Genomic DNA, 14,918 nt, shown 5'->3' with positions numbered 1-14,918 from the left:
CCCTCGCCCCCTGCGCCAGCCGGCGCGCCGCCCAGGCCGCCGTGAAGATGGCCCCCAGCGCCGCGAACCCGCCCAGGAACGCCACCGGCAACGTCAGGTCGCGCTGCAACGGCTGGATGCGCGAGCGCACCCGCGCCGCGCCCCGGTACTCGCCCGACAGCTCCAGGTCGTCCGCCAGCGACGACAGGTTCTTCTCCAGCCGCAGCTGCAACGTGGCGATGCTCGTGATGCACGTAATCAGCAGCGCGGACACGACGATGGCCGGCAGGAACCAGCTCTGCCGGGGCAGGAACAGCCCCTCGCCGGCGGGGCGCTCGTGCGGCGCGCGGCGGAACGCCTCCAGCGTCACCGCCGCCAGCGCCTTCTCGTAGAGCATGTACATGATGGGCGCGCTGAAGAGCCCCGCGCTCATCGCCACCGCCACGCCCACCAGGATGACGCGCGGCGGCCGGTCCAGCGCCAGACCAATGGCGCCGTTGAAGAAGATGCCGCCCAGGAACCAGCCCGACTGCGCCTCCACGAACGTGAGCACGCCCGGCAGCCGCAACAGCCGCCTCAGCCGCTCCGCGGGACTCGCCTTCGCCTCCAGCGCGTACCGCAACAGCGCGCCCACCGCCCCAATGGGCACCACCAGCGCCAGCCCGCCAATGACGATGGGCGTGACGACGCCCAGCACGAACCCCGTGTGGCTCGCGTCCACGTCCAACAGCTGCATGTCGACGTAGATGGCCGGCGCCACCGCCACCGTGACGACCAGCGTGCGCAGCAAGAGCAGCTTGAAGAGCAGCGCCTGGGTCGAAGGGTGCGATGGCTGTGTCATCGGGTGACGGATCCGGTCGAACGGCTCAAGCCTGCGGGCGAAGTGCGGATGCGTCAATGCAACGTCGTCGTCTTGTGAGCCAGACTCCCGGGTCTCCGCGAATAACAGGGACACAACGGGTAGGGAGGGCAGGGCGCGTGTCGTTTCACCGCGCGCCGGGCATTGTTCATTGCCTGACATTCCGACCTGTCCCGGCCCGAGCAGGGCGACCGTGCGGACGAGCCACCGTCACCTGCCGCCCGTCCATGACGTGCGCACGTTGTCCTCCACAACGATTCACACACCGACGTCAGGAGGACGCCATGGGCGAGTGGACTGACAAGGCAAAGGGCAAGGTGAAGGAAACCGTGGGCGTGGCGACGGGCGACCGTTCGCTGGAAGCCGAAGGCAAGGCGGACACGCTCAAGGGCAAGGTCAAGGGCGTGGTCGAGGACGTGAAGCACGCCATCAAGGACAAGGTCGACGAGCGCGAGGAAGTGCGTCGCGGTGACGCGGATCCGCATCAGCGCTAGCGACCCATCTCACACCGCCGTTGAAACTGTTCGGGCCGCGGAAGCTGGTGCTTCCCGCGGCCCGAGCTGTCTTCAGTGACGCGTGCTCACGGCCGCATCTTCTCGCAGGGACACGCCACCTCCAGGAAGGTGGTGGACTTCCCGCTGAGCATCACCCAGAGACAGCGCAACACACAGGCTGTTCCGAACTCCCGGTAGATGAGTCCCAGGTTGGCAGCCACCTCACGTCCGGTGATGACCCCGCGCATGTTCCCGCTCCCTTGCGACCTGCCGTCCGACCCGCCGCCCATGGCCTCGTGAGAGGCCGGTCAGAGGTCTTTGCAAAGGGCTGGCCGAGCCTCCGAAAGTGCCCCCTTGCCCCAAGGTCCGGCGGTCAACGTCTCAAACCGTTGAAATGGCGGCCCTGAACGCACGCCTGCCCTGGAGTCCTTGAACGAAGCGGTGCGGCGCCCTGAAAACGTTACAGAAACAGGACGGCGTCCAGAGGATGGAAGGCCTGCCCGCCTGCCCTCGCCGGAGCGTCCCGCCGGCCCAAGCCGCTCGCGTGCCCCGCCGCCAGGCTGCGGACGCAGCGTCCCCGCAAAAGACGGGTGGCACATCCACCGACGGGGCTGAATGTATGTCCATGAGGGCCCGCGTGAGGCGGTCAGCCCTTCCGCGCGGTGCGTCCAGCGGTGAGGTGGAAGGGAGTCAAGATGAGGCCAAACGTGTCTTCCCGAAGGAGTCTGCCCCTGCTGCCCGACGGCTTCCTCCGCACCCAGCGGGGGCTGCGGCGGGTGGCGGTGGGGTTGGACTTCTCCCTGCAGTCCGAGTTCGCGCTCGCCCGTGCGCTGCGCCTTCCGCTCGCGCACGGAGCGGCCTTCAGCGTGCTGCACGTGAGCCCGCGGTTGGATGGCCACTCCGGCCCGGATGGGACGGTGGACGGCGAGCAGTGCCTGCGCCGGTCGGTGACGTCCGCGGCGAAGCGGCTGCGGCAGCGGCCGGACGTGGACGTGCGCGAGGAGCTGCGCACCGGTGACGCGCCGCACGAGGCGGCGGAGCTGGCGAAGGACCAGGGCGTGGAGGTGCTGGTGGTGGGCTGGCCGCACCTGCCCCCACCGGCGAAGCCGCTGCCGGAGGACGCCATGGTGATGCGGCTGGTGCGGGAGGTGGACGCGTCCGTGCTGGTGGTGATGCCGCACCCGGGCCGCGTCTATCACCGGCCCCTCGTCGCGGTGAACTTCTCGCGGGAGTCCCGCCGCGCGCTGGAGTTGACGATGCGCCTGTGTCCGGCCTCGACCCCCATCGAGGTGCTGCACGTGGTGGACCTGCGCGAGGAGGAGGAGGCCCTGCGCCGTGAGGATGTCCCCGTGACGCAGCAGCTGCGGCTGCATGAGGACCGCGAGGACGCGGCGCGAAGGGCGCTCGGGCGCTTCCTGGCGCCGTACCGGGAGACGGGCCGGGCGCTGGAGATCCGCCTGCGCTTCGGAGACCCCTGCGAGTGCATCCTCGCGGAGGCCTGGGATCGCGACTCGGACCTGCTCACGCTGGGCATGTCCTCCGCGAATCCGCCCACCGCGTTGACGGAGGGCGTGCTGCGGCACTCGCGCTGTGACGTGCTCATCTCGCGGCACGCCGCCCCGCCCGCCGCCCTGCCGGACGGCGGGGGCACACCGGCTTCCTGAAAGCAGGGAAGTCCAGCGCGGCGGGCGTCGAGGCGTTATGAGGGGCGGCACCTTGCCAGCTCCCACGCCGTCGACACCGCCATCGCTCCGGGCCCGCTTGAAGAACGCGGGCGTCCTCTTCAAGCAGCTGCCCGGCACCTTCCACCTCTTCTGGCGGGCGAGCCCCCGGGGCGCGGTGGTGCTCGGCGTGCTCACGCTGGTGGCGGCGGTGTTGCCGGCGGGCATCGCGTGGGTGGGCAAGCTCATCGTCGACACGGTGGTGGCCGCGGCGAAGGGCGACGTGGCGGCGAACTCGCGCGTGGTGGGGCTGGTGGCCACGGAGTTCGCGCTGATGGTGGCCTCCGCGGTGGTGGAGCGGGGGCTCACGCTCACCAAGGACCTCCTGCGCGCGCACCTGGGCAACCTGCTCAACGAGCGCATCCTCCAGAAGGCGTTGGACCTGGAGCTCAAGCACTTCGAGGACTCGGACACCTACGACAAGATGCAGAACGCGCGGCGGGAGGCGAACGCGCGCCCGCTGTCGCTGGTGATGCAGGCGTTCAGCATCGTGCGCAACGTCATCACCCTGTCCACCTACGCGGTGCTGCTCGTGGCGCTGTCGCCGTGGAGCGTGGTGGTGCTGCTCGCCGCGTCCATCCCCGCGTTCATCGCGGAGGCCCGGCTGGCGGCGGAGGGCTTCCGGCTGTACTCGTGGCGCGCGCCGGAGGGCCGCAAGCTCAACTACCTGGAGTGGATCCTCACGCGCGACAGCACCGTGAAGGAGGTGAAGCTCTTCGGGTTGGGGCCGCTGGTGCTGGGGCGCTACCGCGACCTGTTCCAGAAGTTCTTCGCGGAGGACCGGGCGCTCGCGCGCAAGCGCATGGTGTGGGGCCTGGGCCTGGGCCTCTTGTCGCTGGCGGCCTTCTACGGCTGCTACCTCTTCGTGGCGAGCCGCGCGGCGGACGGCGGCATCTCCGTGGGTGACATGGTGCTGTACCTGGCCGTGTTCCGGCAGGGGCAGGCCGCGTTCCAGGGCATCCTCACCAGCGTGGGCTCCATGTACGAGGACGCGCTCTTCATGAGCAACCTCTTCGCCTACCTGGACATCCCCACGTTGGAGAACGCGCCGAGGGTGCTGCCCGCCGTCTCACCGCCGCGCGGGAGGAGCAACGCCATCGAGCTGCGCGACGTGTCCTTCCGCTACGCGGGCAAGGACGCGTGGGCGCTGCGCAACGTGAACCTCACGCTCAAGCCCGGCCAGAAGCTGGCGCTGGTGGGGGAGAACGGCGCGGGGAAGAGCACGCTGGTGAAGCTGCTGTTGCGCATGTACGAGCCCACCGAAGGGCAGATTCTCTACGGCGGCGTGGACACGGCCCGGATGGGCGCGGACGACCTGCGCGGCCGCTTCGGGGCGGTGTTCCAGGACTTCGTGCGCTACCAGTTCAGCGTGTCGGAGAACATCGGCCTGGGACACGTGCCCGCGCTGGAGGACCGGCCTGCCATCGAACGGGCGGCGGAGCAGGGCGGGGCGAGCTCCGTCATCGCGACGCTGCCGAGCCAGTACGACACGATGCTGGGCGGCTGGTTCGAGAAGGGCCAGGAGCTGTCCAGCGGCCAGTGGCAGAAGCTGGCGGTGTCTCGCGCCTTCATGCGTGACGACGCGGAGGTGCTCATCCTGGACGAGCCCACGGCCAGCATCGACGCGGAGGCGGAGCACGCCCTCTTCGAGCGCTTCCAGGCGCTGGCCGCGGACCGCATCGCCATCGTGATTTCGCACCGCTTCTCCACGGTGCGCATGGCGGATCAAATCGCCGTGCTCCACAACGGCACGGTGCAGGAGCTGGGCAGCCACGACGAGCTGATGGCGCTGGACGGGCGGTACGCGCACCTGTTCCGGCTGCAGGCGCGCGGCTACCGGGACTGAGGGCTCAGGCCTGGGCCTTGGCGCCGCCGGGCAGGTGGTCCCGGATGACGCCCAGGAAGTACGGCTTGCCGTAGTACTGGCTCATCTTCCCCAAGAGCTTCCCGTCGCGGAACAGCAGGAAGGTGGGGATGCCGTACAGGCCGAAGCGGGTGGCCAGGGCCTCGTGCTCGTAGGCGTTGACCTTGACGACGCGCATGGGGGCGCCGTCCAGCTCCTGGAGGAGCTCGGGTTCGGCGGCGGCGTAGATGTCGCAGTTCGGGCAGCCGGGGCCCCAGAAGTCCACCACCACCAGCTCGTCGCGGGGCTCCATGACGAGCGAGTCGAAGGTCTCGGTCGTCGCCTCGATGCTTACGGGATGCGCCATGGCGCCCTTCCTAACGCCCGGGGGGACGGGCTTCCATCAGGGTCGCCTGGACCCGGGGCAGGCGGCCAGGAGGGACGGAGGGGGCGGGCGTGTCAGGTTGTCCAGATATGTCTACAGGGCGTCGGGTGGACGAAACCCGACATGCACACTGCTCACGGGGGCCCAAGGCGCCGTAAGGTGCGAGCCCTGGTGGCTGTCGATGTCGTGGAGGGGTCATGCACGAGTGGTTGGAGGCACTGCGCAAGTCGGCGAAGGCGACCTCGGTGGGTGTGCTGGCGGAGGAGGTCCGCCGCGCGGAGACAGAGTGCGGCGTCCCGTTCCCCGAGGACCTGGGGGACCTGTACCAGGCGCTCAACGGCGGTGAGTTCCAGGGCGAGGTGCGGCTGTTCCCGTTGCGTGGCGACGAGGGGGAGCCCAGCGTCCTGGAGAAGACCCGGCTGATGGTGGTGGGTCTGCCCGCGGCGGGCGTGTGGCGCTTCGGGCTGAAGGGGGCACACCGGCACCTGTTCGTCGCGCGCAAGTCCGCGATGGAGGAGCAGGGGGACGGCGGTGGGCCGCTGCCCGGCTGGGTGGACGCGCTGGACGGGGACACCTGGGTCTTCGGCACCTGGGACGGCGAGAAGAAGGAGATGCGGCTGTACCGCGCGCTCAAGGACATGCTCGAGGTGCTGATTCCGCCCGTGGAAGAGGTGGAGAGCTTCGGGGAGCGGACCTTCGCGCGCGCCATGAACGCCGTGCTCCAGGGCGCGCTCTCTGGTGCGGCCGCGCAGGCGGCGGAGGACGAGGAGGCTCCCTCTGGGCGTGGCGGCGACTACTCGAGCGCCTTGGCTGCCCTGGCCCGTGACGCGGGTGAGGACGAGGAGGAGGAACTCGAAGCCGCGGAGCCCGCCGACGAGTTCGAAGCCGGGGAGGCCGAGGTGTCCGGCGAGGAGGAACTGGAGGAGGAACTGGCCGAGGACACCGGTGAGGAGGAGGCCGAGCCCACCGAACAGGAGGAGCTGTTCGAGGAGCCCGAGCCCAAGCGCCCCGCCGTGAAGAAGGCCCGCCGCGAGAAGACTGTCGCCGAGACGCCGTCCGCCCCCGCGAAGAAGTCCACGGGCAAGGCCGCCACGAAGAAGGCCGAAGCCGTCGAAGCGGAGGCGCCGAGCGAAGCCGGCTCCACCAGGGCGGGAGCGCGCAAGGCTGCCGGCAAGAAGGGCGCCGCGAAGAAGGCCGCGCCTGCACGTGGGGCCGCGAAGAAGGCCACGGGCAAGGCCGCCTCGAAGAAGGGTGCCACCGCGAAGAAGGCCACGGGCAAGGCTGCCGCGAAGAAGGGCGCCACCGCGAAGAAGGGCGCCACCGCGAAGAAGGCCGCCGCGAAGAAGGGTGCCACCGCGAAGAAGGCCACGGGCAAGGCTGCCGCGAAGAAGGGCGCCACTGCGAAGAAGGCCGCGGCGAAGAAGGGTGCCACCGCGAAGAAGGCCGCCGCCAAGAAGGGCGCTGCTCCGAAGCGTGGCGCCGTCGCGAAGAAGGGCGCATCCACGCGCGGGGCCGCGAAGAAGGCCACGGGCAAGGCCGCCGCGAAGAAGTCCTCGCGCCGTCGGTCCTGAGCCGCACGGGGCCTCCCTCGGAGGCCCCACCTGAAACAAGGGGCGCGTCCCATGTCCTGGGACGCGCCCTGTTCTTACGCCGCACCCGATTGCTGGACCCGGCTACCCCTCGGGCAGCAGGTCCGGCGACTGGGCGCGCGGGCCGGGTTCGTCGGGCTGCGCGGTCAGCTCGCGCTCCTCTTCCTCCTCATCCCCCCGGCCGAAGCGCTGGATCTGATCCGGCAGGATGTCCCGCGCGTCCGCCTCCTCCTCCATGGGGGGCGACAGCGCCAGGTCCTGGTCCGTGATGTTGATCTCATCCTCTCCGGTGTCCGGGTTCCGGTGGCGCAGCGAGGTGGACTCGCCCACATCCTCGTCTCCGAGCTTGTTGAACTTCATGGGGTCTCCTCGACAGGGACGGTTGAGAAAAGCTTCCGTGTCCCCACGAAAATGGGCCCCCCGGACGCGAGCGGCAATGGACGCCGCCCGCCTGCCTGGCGGGCCCGGCCCACGTCAGCGAGGAGCCGTCGGCGGCTGGCCGTCAGTGCTGCCGGGCTTCACCTCCAGCAGCACCATCCCCAGCGCCAGCACCCGGGAGAGCGTCTCGCGCACCGTGTAGCGCCAGGGAGTCGCCCGTCCCTCGTCCGCCGCCACGCCCCACGCGTCGATGCCCACCGAATTGGCGATGAAGAGCGCCCGCGACAGGTGGAAGCGCTGCGTGACGAGCACCGCCCGGTTCGCGCCGAACACCGAGTGCGCCCGCAGGCAGCTGTCGTAGGTGGACAGCCCCGCCTCGTCCCCCACCACCGCGTCCTCTGGCACCCCGTGCTCCAGCAGGTAGCGCCGCATGGCCCGCGTCTCGTTGTGGAAGGGCGCGGAGTTGTCCCCGCTCACCAGCAGCGACCGCACCTTGCCCTGCCGCCAGAGCGCGATGGCCGCGTCCAGCCGCTGCGCCAGCACCGGCGAGGGCACCGCGCCCGGCGCCAGCCCCGCCCCGAACACCAGGGCCACGGGGGCCTCCGGCGCGACCGCCAGCGGCACGATGCGGCCCTGGTAGCGCAGGCGCACGAAGTGGGACAGACCCAGCAGGACGGCCAGGGCCAGCCCGAGCAGCCCCAGGCCCCTGCGTACCCACACCCTGGTCGTGCCGCCAGCCTTCATGGACCCCGCGGAACAGTCGGAAAGGGCCATTCTCTTCCGGCGCCTCCCGGTCGGAAAGCACCACCCGCGGCCCTCTGCCGGGAACTGGTCACGCCCGCCCGGCCTCCGGACGGCTGTGGCGGCGGGCTTTGGAGGCCGGCAGGGGGGCTACGTCCGGGCACCCCGCCGTTGACCGGCCCCCGCCCCGCCTATATAGGGGGCCCGCCGTCCCTCATGGCCAGCCCGGGCTGTCACGGGGCGCGCGCCGCACGTCTCAGAGGAGTTTCCGGTCCATGGCGTCCCTTCGCGACATCCGCAAGCGCATCCGCTCGGTGAAGAACACGCGGCAGATCACCAAGGCCATGAAGATGGTCTCCGCCGCGAAGCTCCGGAAGGCGCAGGACGCCATCCTCGCCGCCCGCCCGTACGCGCAGACGCTGGAGCAGATCATCTCCGAGCTGGCCGTGCGCTCCGCCGACCAGGAGCTGGCGCACCCGCTGCTCGCCTCCCGCCCCATCCGCCGCGTGGAGCTGCTGCTCCTCACGTCCGACCGCGGCCTCGCTGGCGGCTTCAACTCCAACGTCATCCGCCGCGCCAACCGCTACCTGTACGAGAACAGCAACCTCCAGGTGCGCGTCTCCACGGTGGGCCGCAAGGGCAACGACTTCTTCCGCAACCGCGGCCAGTCCATCCGCAAGGACTTCGCCGGCCTGTACGCGACGCTCAACTACCGCTCCGCCGCCAACGTCGCGGAAGAGCTGTCCGCCGCCTTCCTCAACGACGAGGTCGACGCGGTCTACGTCGTCTACAACGAGTTCGTCTCCGCCATCACCCAGAACGTGGTCGTGTCGCAGCTCTTGCCGCTGCAGCCCGCCACGGCGAAGGCCGCCGCCGAGCCCACCCCGGAGACCGTGGCCGCCGCGCCCGCCCTGGTGGACTTCAAGTATGAGCCGTCCCGCCAGGCCGTGCTGGACCGGCTGGTGCCCCAGGCGGTGAACATCAAGCTGTACCGGGCGCTGCTGGAGAGCGTGGCCAGCGAGCAGGGCGCGCGCATGAGCGCCATGGAGAACGCCACCAACAACGCCACGGACATGATCTCCAGCTACACCCTGCTCTACAACCGCACCCGCCAGGCGGTCATCACCAAGGAGCTCATGGAGATCGTCTCCGGCGCCGAGGCCCTCAAGTAGCCCGCCTCCCGTCCGGCCGTCCCCGGCTCCAGACGCAAGGGCCCGATGCTTCGCGCTCCCACGAGCGACCGGAGCACGGGCCCTTCGTGTTTCCAGGCCCCCCACTCAGCCCCCCCACCGGGCAGGCGGGACAGAGGGAAACAGCAAGGGACTGGCGTGCGGGGCACCGCTCCGCTAAGCGGGACTTACGTGCGCGGACCCGGGAGGCTTGACCCTGCCGGGCACCCCCCGGTAAAGGGGGCCCGCCCACACCCCTCTTCGGGGTTCGATTTCCTGACGGGCGGCGGCGCCCCGGCCGCTCGCCACACGAGACAAGGCAGAGGAGTCCCATGAGCGCTCAAGTCCCGACGACTGGCAAGATCACGCAGGTTCTCGGCCCCGTGGTCGACGTGGAGTTCCCGCCCGGCGGGCTCCCTGAGGTGTACGCCGCCCTCAAGCTGACCAACCCCAACCTGGGCGCGGAGAAGGACAACCTCACCATCGAGGTGGCGCAGCACCTGGGCGAGAACACCGTGCGCTGCATCGCCATGGACTCCACCGAGGGCCTGGGCCGCGGCATGCCGGTGCGCAGCACGGGCGCCCCCATCCAGGTGCCGGTGGGCAAGGCCACCCTGGGCCGCATCATGAACGTCACCGGCGAGCCGGTGGACGAAATGGGCCCGGTGAACGCCACCGAGTACTGGCCCATCCACCGCGCGCCCCCGCCCTTCACGGAGCAGGACGTGCGCGTGCAGATGTTCGAGACCGGGATCAAGGTCATCGACCTGCTCGCCCCCTACACCCGTGGTGGCAAGATCGGCCTGTTCGGCGGCGCTGGCGTGGGCAAGACGGTGCTCCTGCAGGAGCTCATCCGCAACGTGGCCGTGGAGCGCGGCGGCTTCTCCGTGTTCGCCGGCGTCGGTGAGCGCACCCGCGAAGGCAACGACCTGTACCACGAGATGCAGGAGACCAAGGTCATCCAGACCGACAACCTGGAGAAGAGCCAGGCGGTCCTCGTGTACGGCCAGATGAACGAGCCGCCCGGCGCCCGCGCCCGCGTGGCCCTCTCCGCGCTGACCATGGCGGAGTACTTCCGCGACGTGGAGGGCCGTGACGTGCTCCTCTTCGTGGACAACATCTTCCGCTTCACCCAGGCCGGCTCGGAAGTGTCCGCCCTCCTGGGCCGCATCCCCAGCGCGGTGGGTTACCAGCCCACGCTCGCCACGGAGATGGGCGGCCTGCAGGAGCGCATCACCTCCACCACCAAGGGCTCCATCACCTCCGTGCAGGCCATCTACGTGCCCGCGGACGACCTGACGGACCCGGCCCCCGCGACCGCGTTCGCCCACCTGGACGCGACCACGGTGCTCAGCCGCTCCATCGCGGAGCTCGCCATCTTCCCCGCCGTGGACGCGCTGGACTCCACCAGCCGCATCCTGTCCGCGGACGTGCTGGGCGCCGAGCACTACTCCGTGGCCCGCCGCGTCCAGGGTGTCCTGCAGCGCTACAAGGAGCTCCAGGACATCATCGCCATCCTCGGCATGGACGAGCTGTCCGAAGAGGACAAGCTGTCCGTGGCGCGCGCCCGGAAGATCCAGCGCTTCCTGTCCCAGCCGTTCTTCGTCGCCAAGGTCTTCACGGGCCTGGACGGCCGCTACGTGAAGCTCCAGGACACCATCCGCAGCTTCAAGGAGATCGTGGACGGCAAGCACGACGACCTCCCGGAGTCCGCCTTCTACATGGTGGGCACCATCGAAGAGGCGCGGGAGAAGGCCAGCAGGCTGGCGGCGGCGTAAGGTAAAGCTCCCATGCGCCTGACCGTCGCGCTCGCCTTGCTCGTCTGTGGTGCCGCGTCTTCCGCCCTGGCGGAGGAGCGCGGCAGCCGGGCACGGGTGAGCGCGAACGGCCTCTACAGCGTCCGCTCGGTGGACGTGGGCGTGGGGAAGTGCCGGCTGGAGATGCTCAAGGAGAGCGGGCCTCTCTGGTCGGCGGACGTGTGCGTGGGGACGGTGGACGACCTCTACTTCGCGTCCAACGACGGGGAGAAGGTCTGGGTGCTCTACCCGCTGGTGGAGAAGGGCAAGCCGCTCCCCAGCAAGAAGAGGACGAAGGGCCAGAGCCTGGCGTGGGCGCGGGTGATGGTAGCCGCCCAGTTCGACCGCACCGGGCAGAAGCTCCAGGAGCGGCGGCTGACGGAGTTGATGACGACGAAGCAGCTGTCGGAAGTGCGGCAGATGGCCCACCACCTCAAGTGGCTGGAAGGCACGCTGGGCGTCCCGGGCAAGGGCCCGCGCCTGACGGACGCCGGGGTGGTGGAGTTCGAGCCGGTGGGCGTGAAGACCCAGCGGCTGACTTTCTGATGCGGTAGTGCGGTAGCACGAGGACCTTCATGGCCAAGCTGACTGTCGAGATCGTCACCCCCGAGAAGCGCATCCTGTCCGTGCAGGCCGACGAGGCCATCGTGCCGGGCGGAGAGGGCCTGTTCGGCGTGCGTCCCGGCCACACGCCGTTCCTGTCGCTGGTGGAGCCGGGCACGCTCACCCTCATCGAGGCGGGCAAGCAGGACCGCTACTTCGTGGCCGGTGGCTTCGTGGAGGTGAGCAACGACAAGGTGCTGGTGCTGGCGGACGCCGCCGAGCACGTCAACGGCATCGACGTCGCGGGTGCCCGCCGCCGCATGGAAGAGGCCCAGGCGCGCCTCAAGGACCTGAACGCCGCGGACGCGCGCTACGCGCTGGAGCAGGCCGCGGTGCGCCGCGAGGCCGCGCGCATCAGCGCCTCCGAGTCCCGCTAGGCTTTCACCCGCGCGCCCCTTCCCGGGCGCGCGTGCAGCACCGGAAGGGTGGAGTTCCGAAGCCCCCAAGGCACGGGGGCCGGCGCTCCACCCTTTTCGCGTTCCGGGGCCCGGACGGCGCATGATGCGGCTCAAGTCATGAGCACGCCCGAGTCGCCCGTCCTGGAGCTGTTCCACCGCATCGCGGATCCGCCATCCGCCACCGCGCGCCGCTTCGTCACGGACCACGCGCTGGAGGACCGCGTGCGCTTCCGCAACCTCACCTACGAAGAGGTGGAGAAGGACTGGCGCGAGCGCGGCGGCCACACGTCCCCCGCGCTGTGGGACGGCACGCGGCTGCACCAGGGCGCGGAGGCCGTGGTGGCGCGATTGATGGCGGTGGTGAACCTGGGCCGCGACGACGCGTGATCCGCGCGCGCGTGGACGAAGTGAAGTCGCGCGCGTCAAGGTGAACACCTGAGCCCGTGGGCAGCGCACGCGCACGGCGCCTTGCGCACCCACGCACGGCCACCCGTGCGTCCCTTTCGGTCCATGCGCAGCATTCGAAGTTGGACATGCACGCGTGCTCGCGCGTTTCAACAGGCCCGTCTGCTTGCTGAAACGCAGCGGGATGCGATAGCTACCGCGCCCCCGGTTGCGCCGTGGTGACGGCGGAGGAGGCGGACAGTGGCGACGCGCGTGGTGCAATCCAGCGGGACCTTTCTTGTCCAGCGCTCCACCGCGGCCACTCCGTGCACGTCAAGGCCCCATGATCGATCCGCCATCACGTCGCGCGCCCTCGCAGCGTTCATCTCGGTGCTCGTCCTTGGCTGAGGCTCGGGTAACCTCTGCTCCTCCGATGCCGCTGACTCCCGCAGACCGCCAGGACCGTTTTCATGCGGCATTCCTGGGGCTCGCCATCGGGGATGCGCTCGGCTTTCCGCTGAGGGGCATCCCCCCGGCGAGCCTGGCGCGGCTGCCCGGCCTGGCCGAGGACTTCGCGCCCCGGCCGCGCGGCAAGTTCGCGAAGGGCCAGTTCAGCGACGACACGCAGCTCTTGCTCGCGTCCGCGGAGAGCGTCATCCGCGAGGGCAAGGTGGACGGCCGCAGCGCGGCGCTGCACCTGGCGTGGCTGTGGCAGGAGGGCATCATCCTCCAGCCGCCGCGCAGCCTGTCGGAAGCGCTGCAGCGCCTTGCGAGCGGCACGCCGTGGATGAGCGCGGGCGCGCCCCTGGGCACCCGGTGCCCGTCGGTGCTCAGCCGCGCGCTGGTGGTGGGGCTCTTCGAAAGCGGCCAGCGCGCGCGCCTGCCGCACGACGCGGGCGTGCTCACCGTCATCACGCACAAGGACCCGGTCTGCGCCGCCGCCGCCGCCGCGTTCGCGCAGGCCGTCGCGCTGGGCATGGAGCAGGAGGCCCTCACGCCCGCGGCCTTCTGCGAGGCCCTGGCGCTGTCCGCCGCCGTGCACGACAAGAACCTGGCGGAGGAGATCCGCCACCTGCCGCGCCTGCTCACCTGGGACACCCAGCGCGCGCTCAACCAGCTGCGCAAGGTGGGCGTGCCCCCCAGCGAGCTGAAGGGCGTGGACGGCCTGCCGTGCCACGTGGTGCCGGTGCTGCTCACGTCGCTGTACGCGACGCTGAAGGTGCCGCACGACTTCCGGGAGGCCGTGGTCCTCACGCTGCGCTGCGGCGGCGAGGCGGACGTGGCCGCGGCCCTCACGGGCGCCCTGCTGGGCGCGCACCTGGGCACCCGCGCCATCCCGGCCCGCCTGCGCAAGCAGGTGCTGTACGCGGAGAACCTGCTGGACACCGCGGACCGCCTGTTCCGGGCCCGCCAGGTGCGCGAGACGCTGGCCACGGCCATCGCGCACCAGAAGACCCGCCGCTAGCCTCGCTCGCTCCGCCCGGGAGGGTGGGGGCACCAGGCAGGCAGCCGGACGTGGATGGGGTGTGCGGCGGGACTTCTCCCACACACCCTTCCTGACCACCTTGAGGACAGACCGGGGCAGCCGGGACGCCAGGCAGGCGTTCGGCGGTGGTGCCCTGGAAGTCATCCTGTCGGAGGCACGGTCGTGGACCTCGAATCAGAACGCCTGGAGCGAAGCCAGCTGGAGACGCTCTCCACCCCCGAACTCATCCGGCACGCGCTGTCGGAGACCCGCCTGTTGGTGAAGGCGGAGGTGATGCACGCCAAGAAGGAGCTGAAGCAGGAGCTGCAGGCGGCAAAGCTGGCGGGCATCTTCCTGGGCGCCGGAGCCGTGCTGGCCCTCACGTCGCTGGCCGTGCTCTTCGTCGCGCTGGGCCTGGCGCTGCCCCTGGGGGCCGCCGTGGGCGTGCTCATCGTGGGCGCGGTGCTGCTGGCCGTGGCCGGCCTCCTCCTGTTCCTGGGCACGAAGCGGATTCCCAAGAAGCCGCTGGTCCACACCCAGGAGCGCTTGAAGACGGACCTCCAGATGACCCGGGAGACGCTGCAATGAGCCAGGCACCCGAGACCGAAGCGCACGTCGACCACGCCATCACCAAGCGCATGGGTGATCGCGAGCAGGTGGAGCAGACCGCGGACCGCATCCGCGACGAGCTGCTGCTCACCCTGGAGGAGCTGGACCGCCGGCGCACCCGCGCCACGGACGTGCGCTACCACGTCAACCAGAACAAGGACCTGCTCCTCACCGTGGGCGCCGCCGCCCTGGTGGCGGTGGGCCTGGGCGTGGGCCTCGCCATCTACCGCGCCCGCCACCACGACGAGCGCGTGCGCCGCCAGCGCCGCAAGGCCCTGGAGCGCGCCTGGGCCCACCCGGACCGCCTGGCCACCAGCATCGAGGACAAGCCGCTGGGCGCGGAGCTGGGACGCAAGATGGTGATGATCTTCGCCACCTCGCTCGCCACCGCCGTGGCCCGCAACTCCATCCAGACCCTGGTGCCCTCGCGGGCCATCGCCAAGGTGCCTGCGGACAAAGATAAGAAATACTGAATGCGAAAAATGCGCGCATAAAGCAGACTGAT

The 14,918-nt window shown here is 70.4% G+C and carries 16 protein-coding genes and 1 pseudogene; 12 read left to right on the top strand and 5 right to left on the bottom strand.

The annotated features are described in order from the left end of the window. A pseudogene (locus D7X99_RS18495) lies at positions 1 to 820 on the bottom strand (methyl-accepting chemotaxis protein); the annotation flags it as partial. A 302-nt stretch (positions 821 to 1,122) separates the two neighbouring features. Here D7X99_RS18495 and D7X99_RS18490 point away from each other — a divergent pair. Next, positions 1,123 to 1,332, top strand: a complete 210-nt coding sequence (locus D7X99_RS18490; RefSeq protein ID WP_121778915.1) for a CsbD family protein — start codon at positions 1,123 to 1,125, stop codon at positions 1,330 to 1,332. 86 nt (positions 1,333 to 1,418) lie between these two features. Here D7X99_RS18490 and D7X99_RS43155 read toward each other — a convergent pair whose 3' ends face one another. Next, the gene (locus tag D7X99_RS43155; RefSeq protein WP_169828131.1) at positions 1,419 to 1,580 is read right to left on the bottom strand and encodes a hypothetical protein; all 162 of its coding nucleotides are present in this window, start codon (positions 1,578 to 1,580) and stop codon (positions 1,419 to 1,421) included. A 459-nt stretch (positions 1,581 to 2,039) separates the two neighbouring features. Between D7X99_RS43155 and D7X99_RS18485 the strand changes: the two genes are divergently transcribed. Next, on the top strand, positions 2,040 to 2,996 hold the full coding sequence (locus D7X99_RS18485; protein WP_233613506.1) for a universal stress protein: 957 nt from the start codon (positions 2,040 to 2,042) through the stop codon (positions 2,994 to 2,996). Positions 2,997 to 3,033: 37 nt separating this feature from the next. Continuing rightward, on the top strand, positions 3,034 to 4,899 hold the full coding sequence (locus D7X99_RS18480) for an ABC transporter ATP-binding protein (protein ID WP_121778914.1): 1,866 nt from the start codon (positions 3,034 to 3,036) through the stop codon (positions 4,897 to 4,899). Between the two features lie 4 nt (positions 4,900 to 4,903). Here D7X99_RS18480 and D7X99_RS18475 read toward each other — a convergent pair whose 3' ends face one another. After that, complete coding sequence (locus D7X99_RS18475) at positions 4,904 to 5,263, bottom strand: co-chaperone YbbN (RefSeq protein WP_121778913.1); 360 nt, start codon at positions 5,261 to 5,263, stop codon at positions 4,904 to 4,906. A gap of 215 nt (positions 5,264 to 5,478) precedes the next feature. On the opposite strand from D7X99_RS18475, the gene D7X99_RS18470 reads away from it, so the two are divergent. Continuing rightward, a complete protein-coding gene (locus tag D7X99_RS18470; protein WP_121778912.1) occupies positions 5,479 to 6,852 on the top strand; it encodes an SMI1/KNR4 family protein in 1,374 nt (457 codons plus the stop codon). 102 nt (positions 6,853 to 6,954) lie between these two features. Here D7X99_RS18470 and D7X99_RS18465 read toward each other — a convergent pair whose 3' ends face one another. Together D7X99_RS18465 and D7X99_RS18460 are read right to left on the bottom strand one after the other, a co-directional pair. Then, the gene (locus D7X99_RS18465; protein ID WP_120577195.1) at positions 6,955 to 7,230 is read right to left on the bottom strand and encodes a hypothetical protein; all 276 of its coding nucleotides are present in this window, start codon (positions 7,228 to 7,230) and stop codon (positions 6,955 to 6,957) included. A gap of 114 nt (positions 7,231 to 7,344) precedes the next feature. Further along, positions 7,345 to 7,992, bottom strand: coding sequence for a vancomycin high temperature exclusion protein (locus tag D7X99_RS18460; protein ID WP_169822710.1), 648 nt, complete (start codon positions 7,990 to 7,992; stop codon positions 7,345 to 7,347). Between the two features lie 272 nt (positions 7,993 to 8,264). Between D7X99_RS18460 and atpG the strand changes: the two genes are divergently transcribed. From atpG to D7X99_RS18420, 8 genes are all read left to right on the top strand, one after another. Further along, a complete protein-coding gene (gene atpG / locus D7X99_RS18455) occupies positions 8,265 to 9,161 on the top strand; it encodes an ATP synthase F1 subunit gamma (RefSeq protein ID WP_121778910.1) in 897 nt (298 codons plus the stop codon). 329 nt (positions 9,162 to 9,490) lie between these two features. Continuing rightward, positions 9,491 to 10,936 (top strand): F0F1 ATP synthase subunit beta, encoded by a 1,446-nt coding sequence (atpD, locus tag D7X99_RS18450; protein WP_120560925.1) that lies wholly within the window; start codon positions 9,491 to 9,493, stop codon positions 10,934 to 10,936. Positions 10,937 to 10,948: 12 nt separating this feature from the next. Further along, complete coding sequence (locus D7X99_RS18445; RefSeq protein ID WP_121778909.1) at positions 10,949 to 11,500, top strand: hypothetical protein; 552 nt, start codon at positions 10,949 to 10,951, stop codon at positions 11,498 to 11,500. 29 nt (positions 11,501 to 11,529) lie between these two features. Then, a complete protein-coding gene (locus tag D7X99_RS18440) occupies positions 11,530 to 11,934 on the top strand; it encodes a F0F1 ATP synthase subunit epsilon (protein ID WP_120560927.1) in 405 nt (134 codons plus the stop codon). A 138-nt stretch (positions 11,935 to 12,072) separates the two neighbouring features. Next, the gene (locus D7X99_RS18435; protein ID WP_120560928.1) at positions 12,073 to 12,342 is read left to right on the top strand and encodes a hypothetical protein; all 270 of its coding nucleotides are present in this window, start codon (positions 12,073 to 12,075) and stop codon (positions 12,340 to 12,342) included. 430 nt (positions 12,343 to 12,772) lie between these two features. After that, complete coding sequence (locus D7X99_RS18430; protein ID WP_121778908.1) at positions 12,773 to 13,804, top strand: ADP-ribosylglycohydrolase family protein; 1,032 nt, start codon at positions 12,773 to 12,775, stop codon at positions 13,802 to 13,804. Positions 13,805 to 13,987: 183 nt separating this feature from the next. Further along, positions 13,988 to 14,392: a phage holin family protein gene (locus tag D7X99_RS18425; protein WP_120574800.1), complete on the top strand. Its 405-nt coding sequence runs from the start codon at positions 13,988 to 13,990 to the stop codon at positions 14,390 to 14,392. Continuing rightward, complete coding sequence (locus tag D7X99_RS18420) at positions 14,389 to 14,886, top strand: hypothetical protein (protein WP_121778907.1); 498 nt, start codon at positions 14,389 to 14,391, stop codon at positions 14,884 to 14,886. The genes D7X99_RS18425 and D7X99_RS18420 overlap by 4 nt, the downstream gene beginning before the upstream one ends. The last annotated feature ends 32 nt before the right edge of the window (positions 14,887 to 14,918 follow it).

Source organism: Corallococcus sp. AB032C, from assembly GCF_003668935.1.
In the GTDB taxonomy this organism is placed as follows: domain Bacteria; phylum Myxococcota; class Myxococcia; order Myxococcales; family Myxococcaceae; genus Corallococcus; species Corallococcus exiguus.
This window is presented reverse-complemented; position numbering and strand designations above follow the sequence as displayed.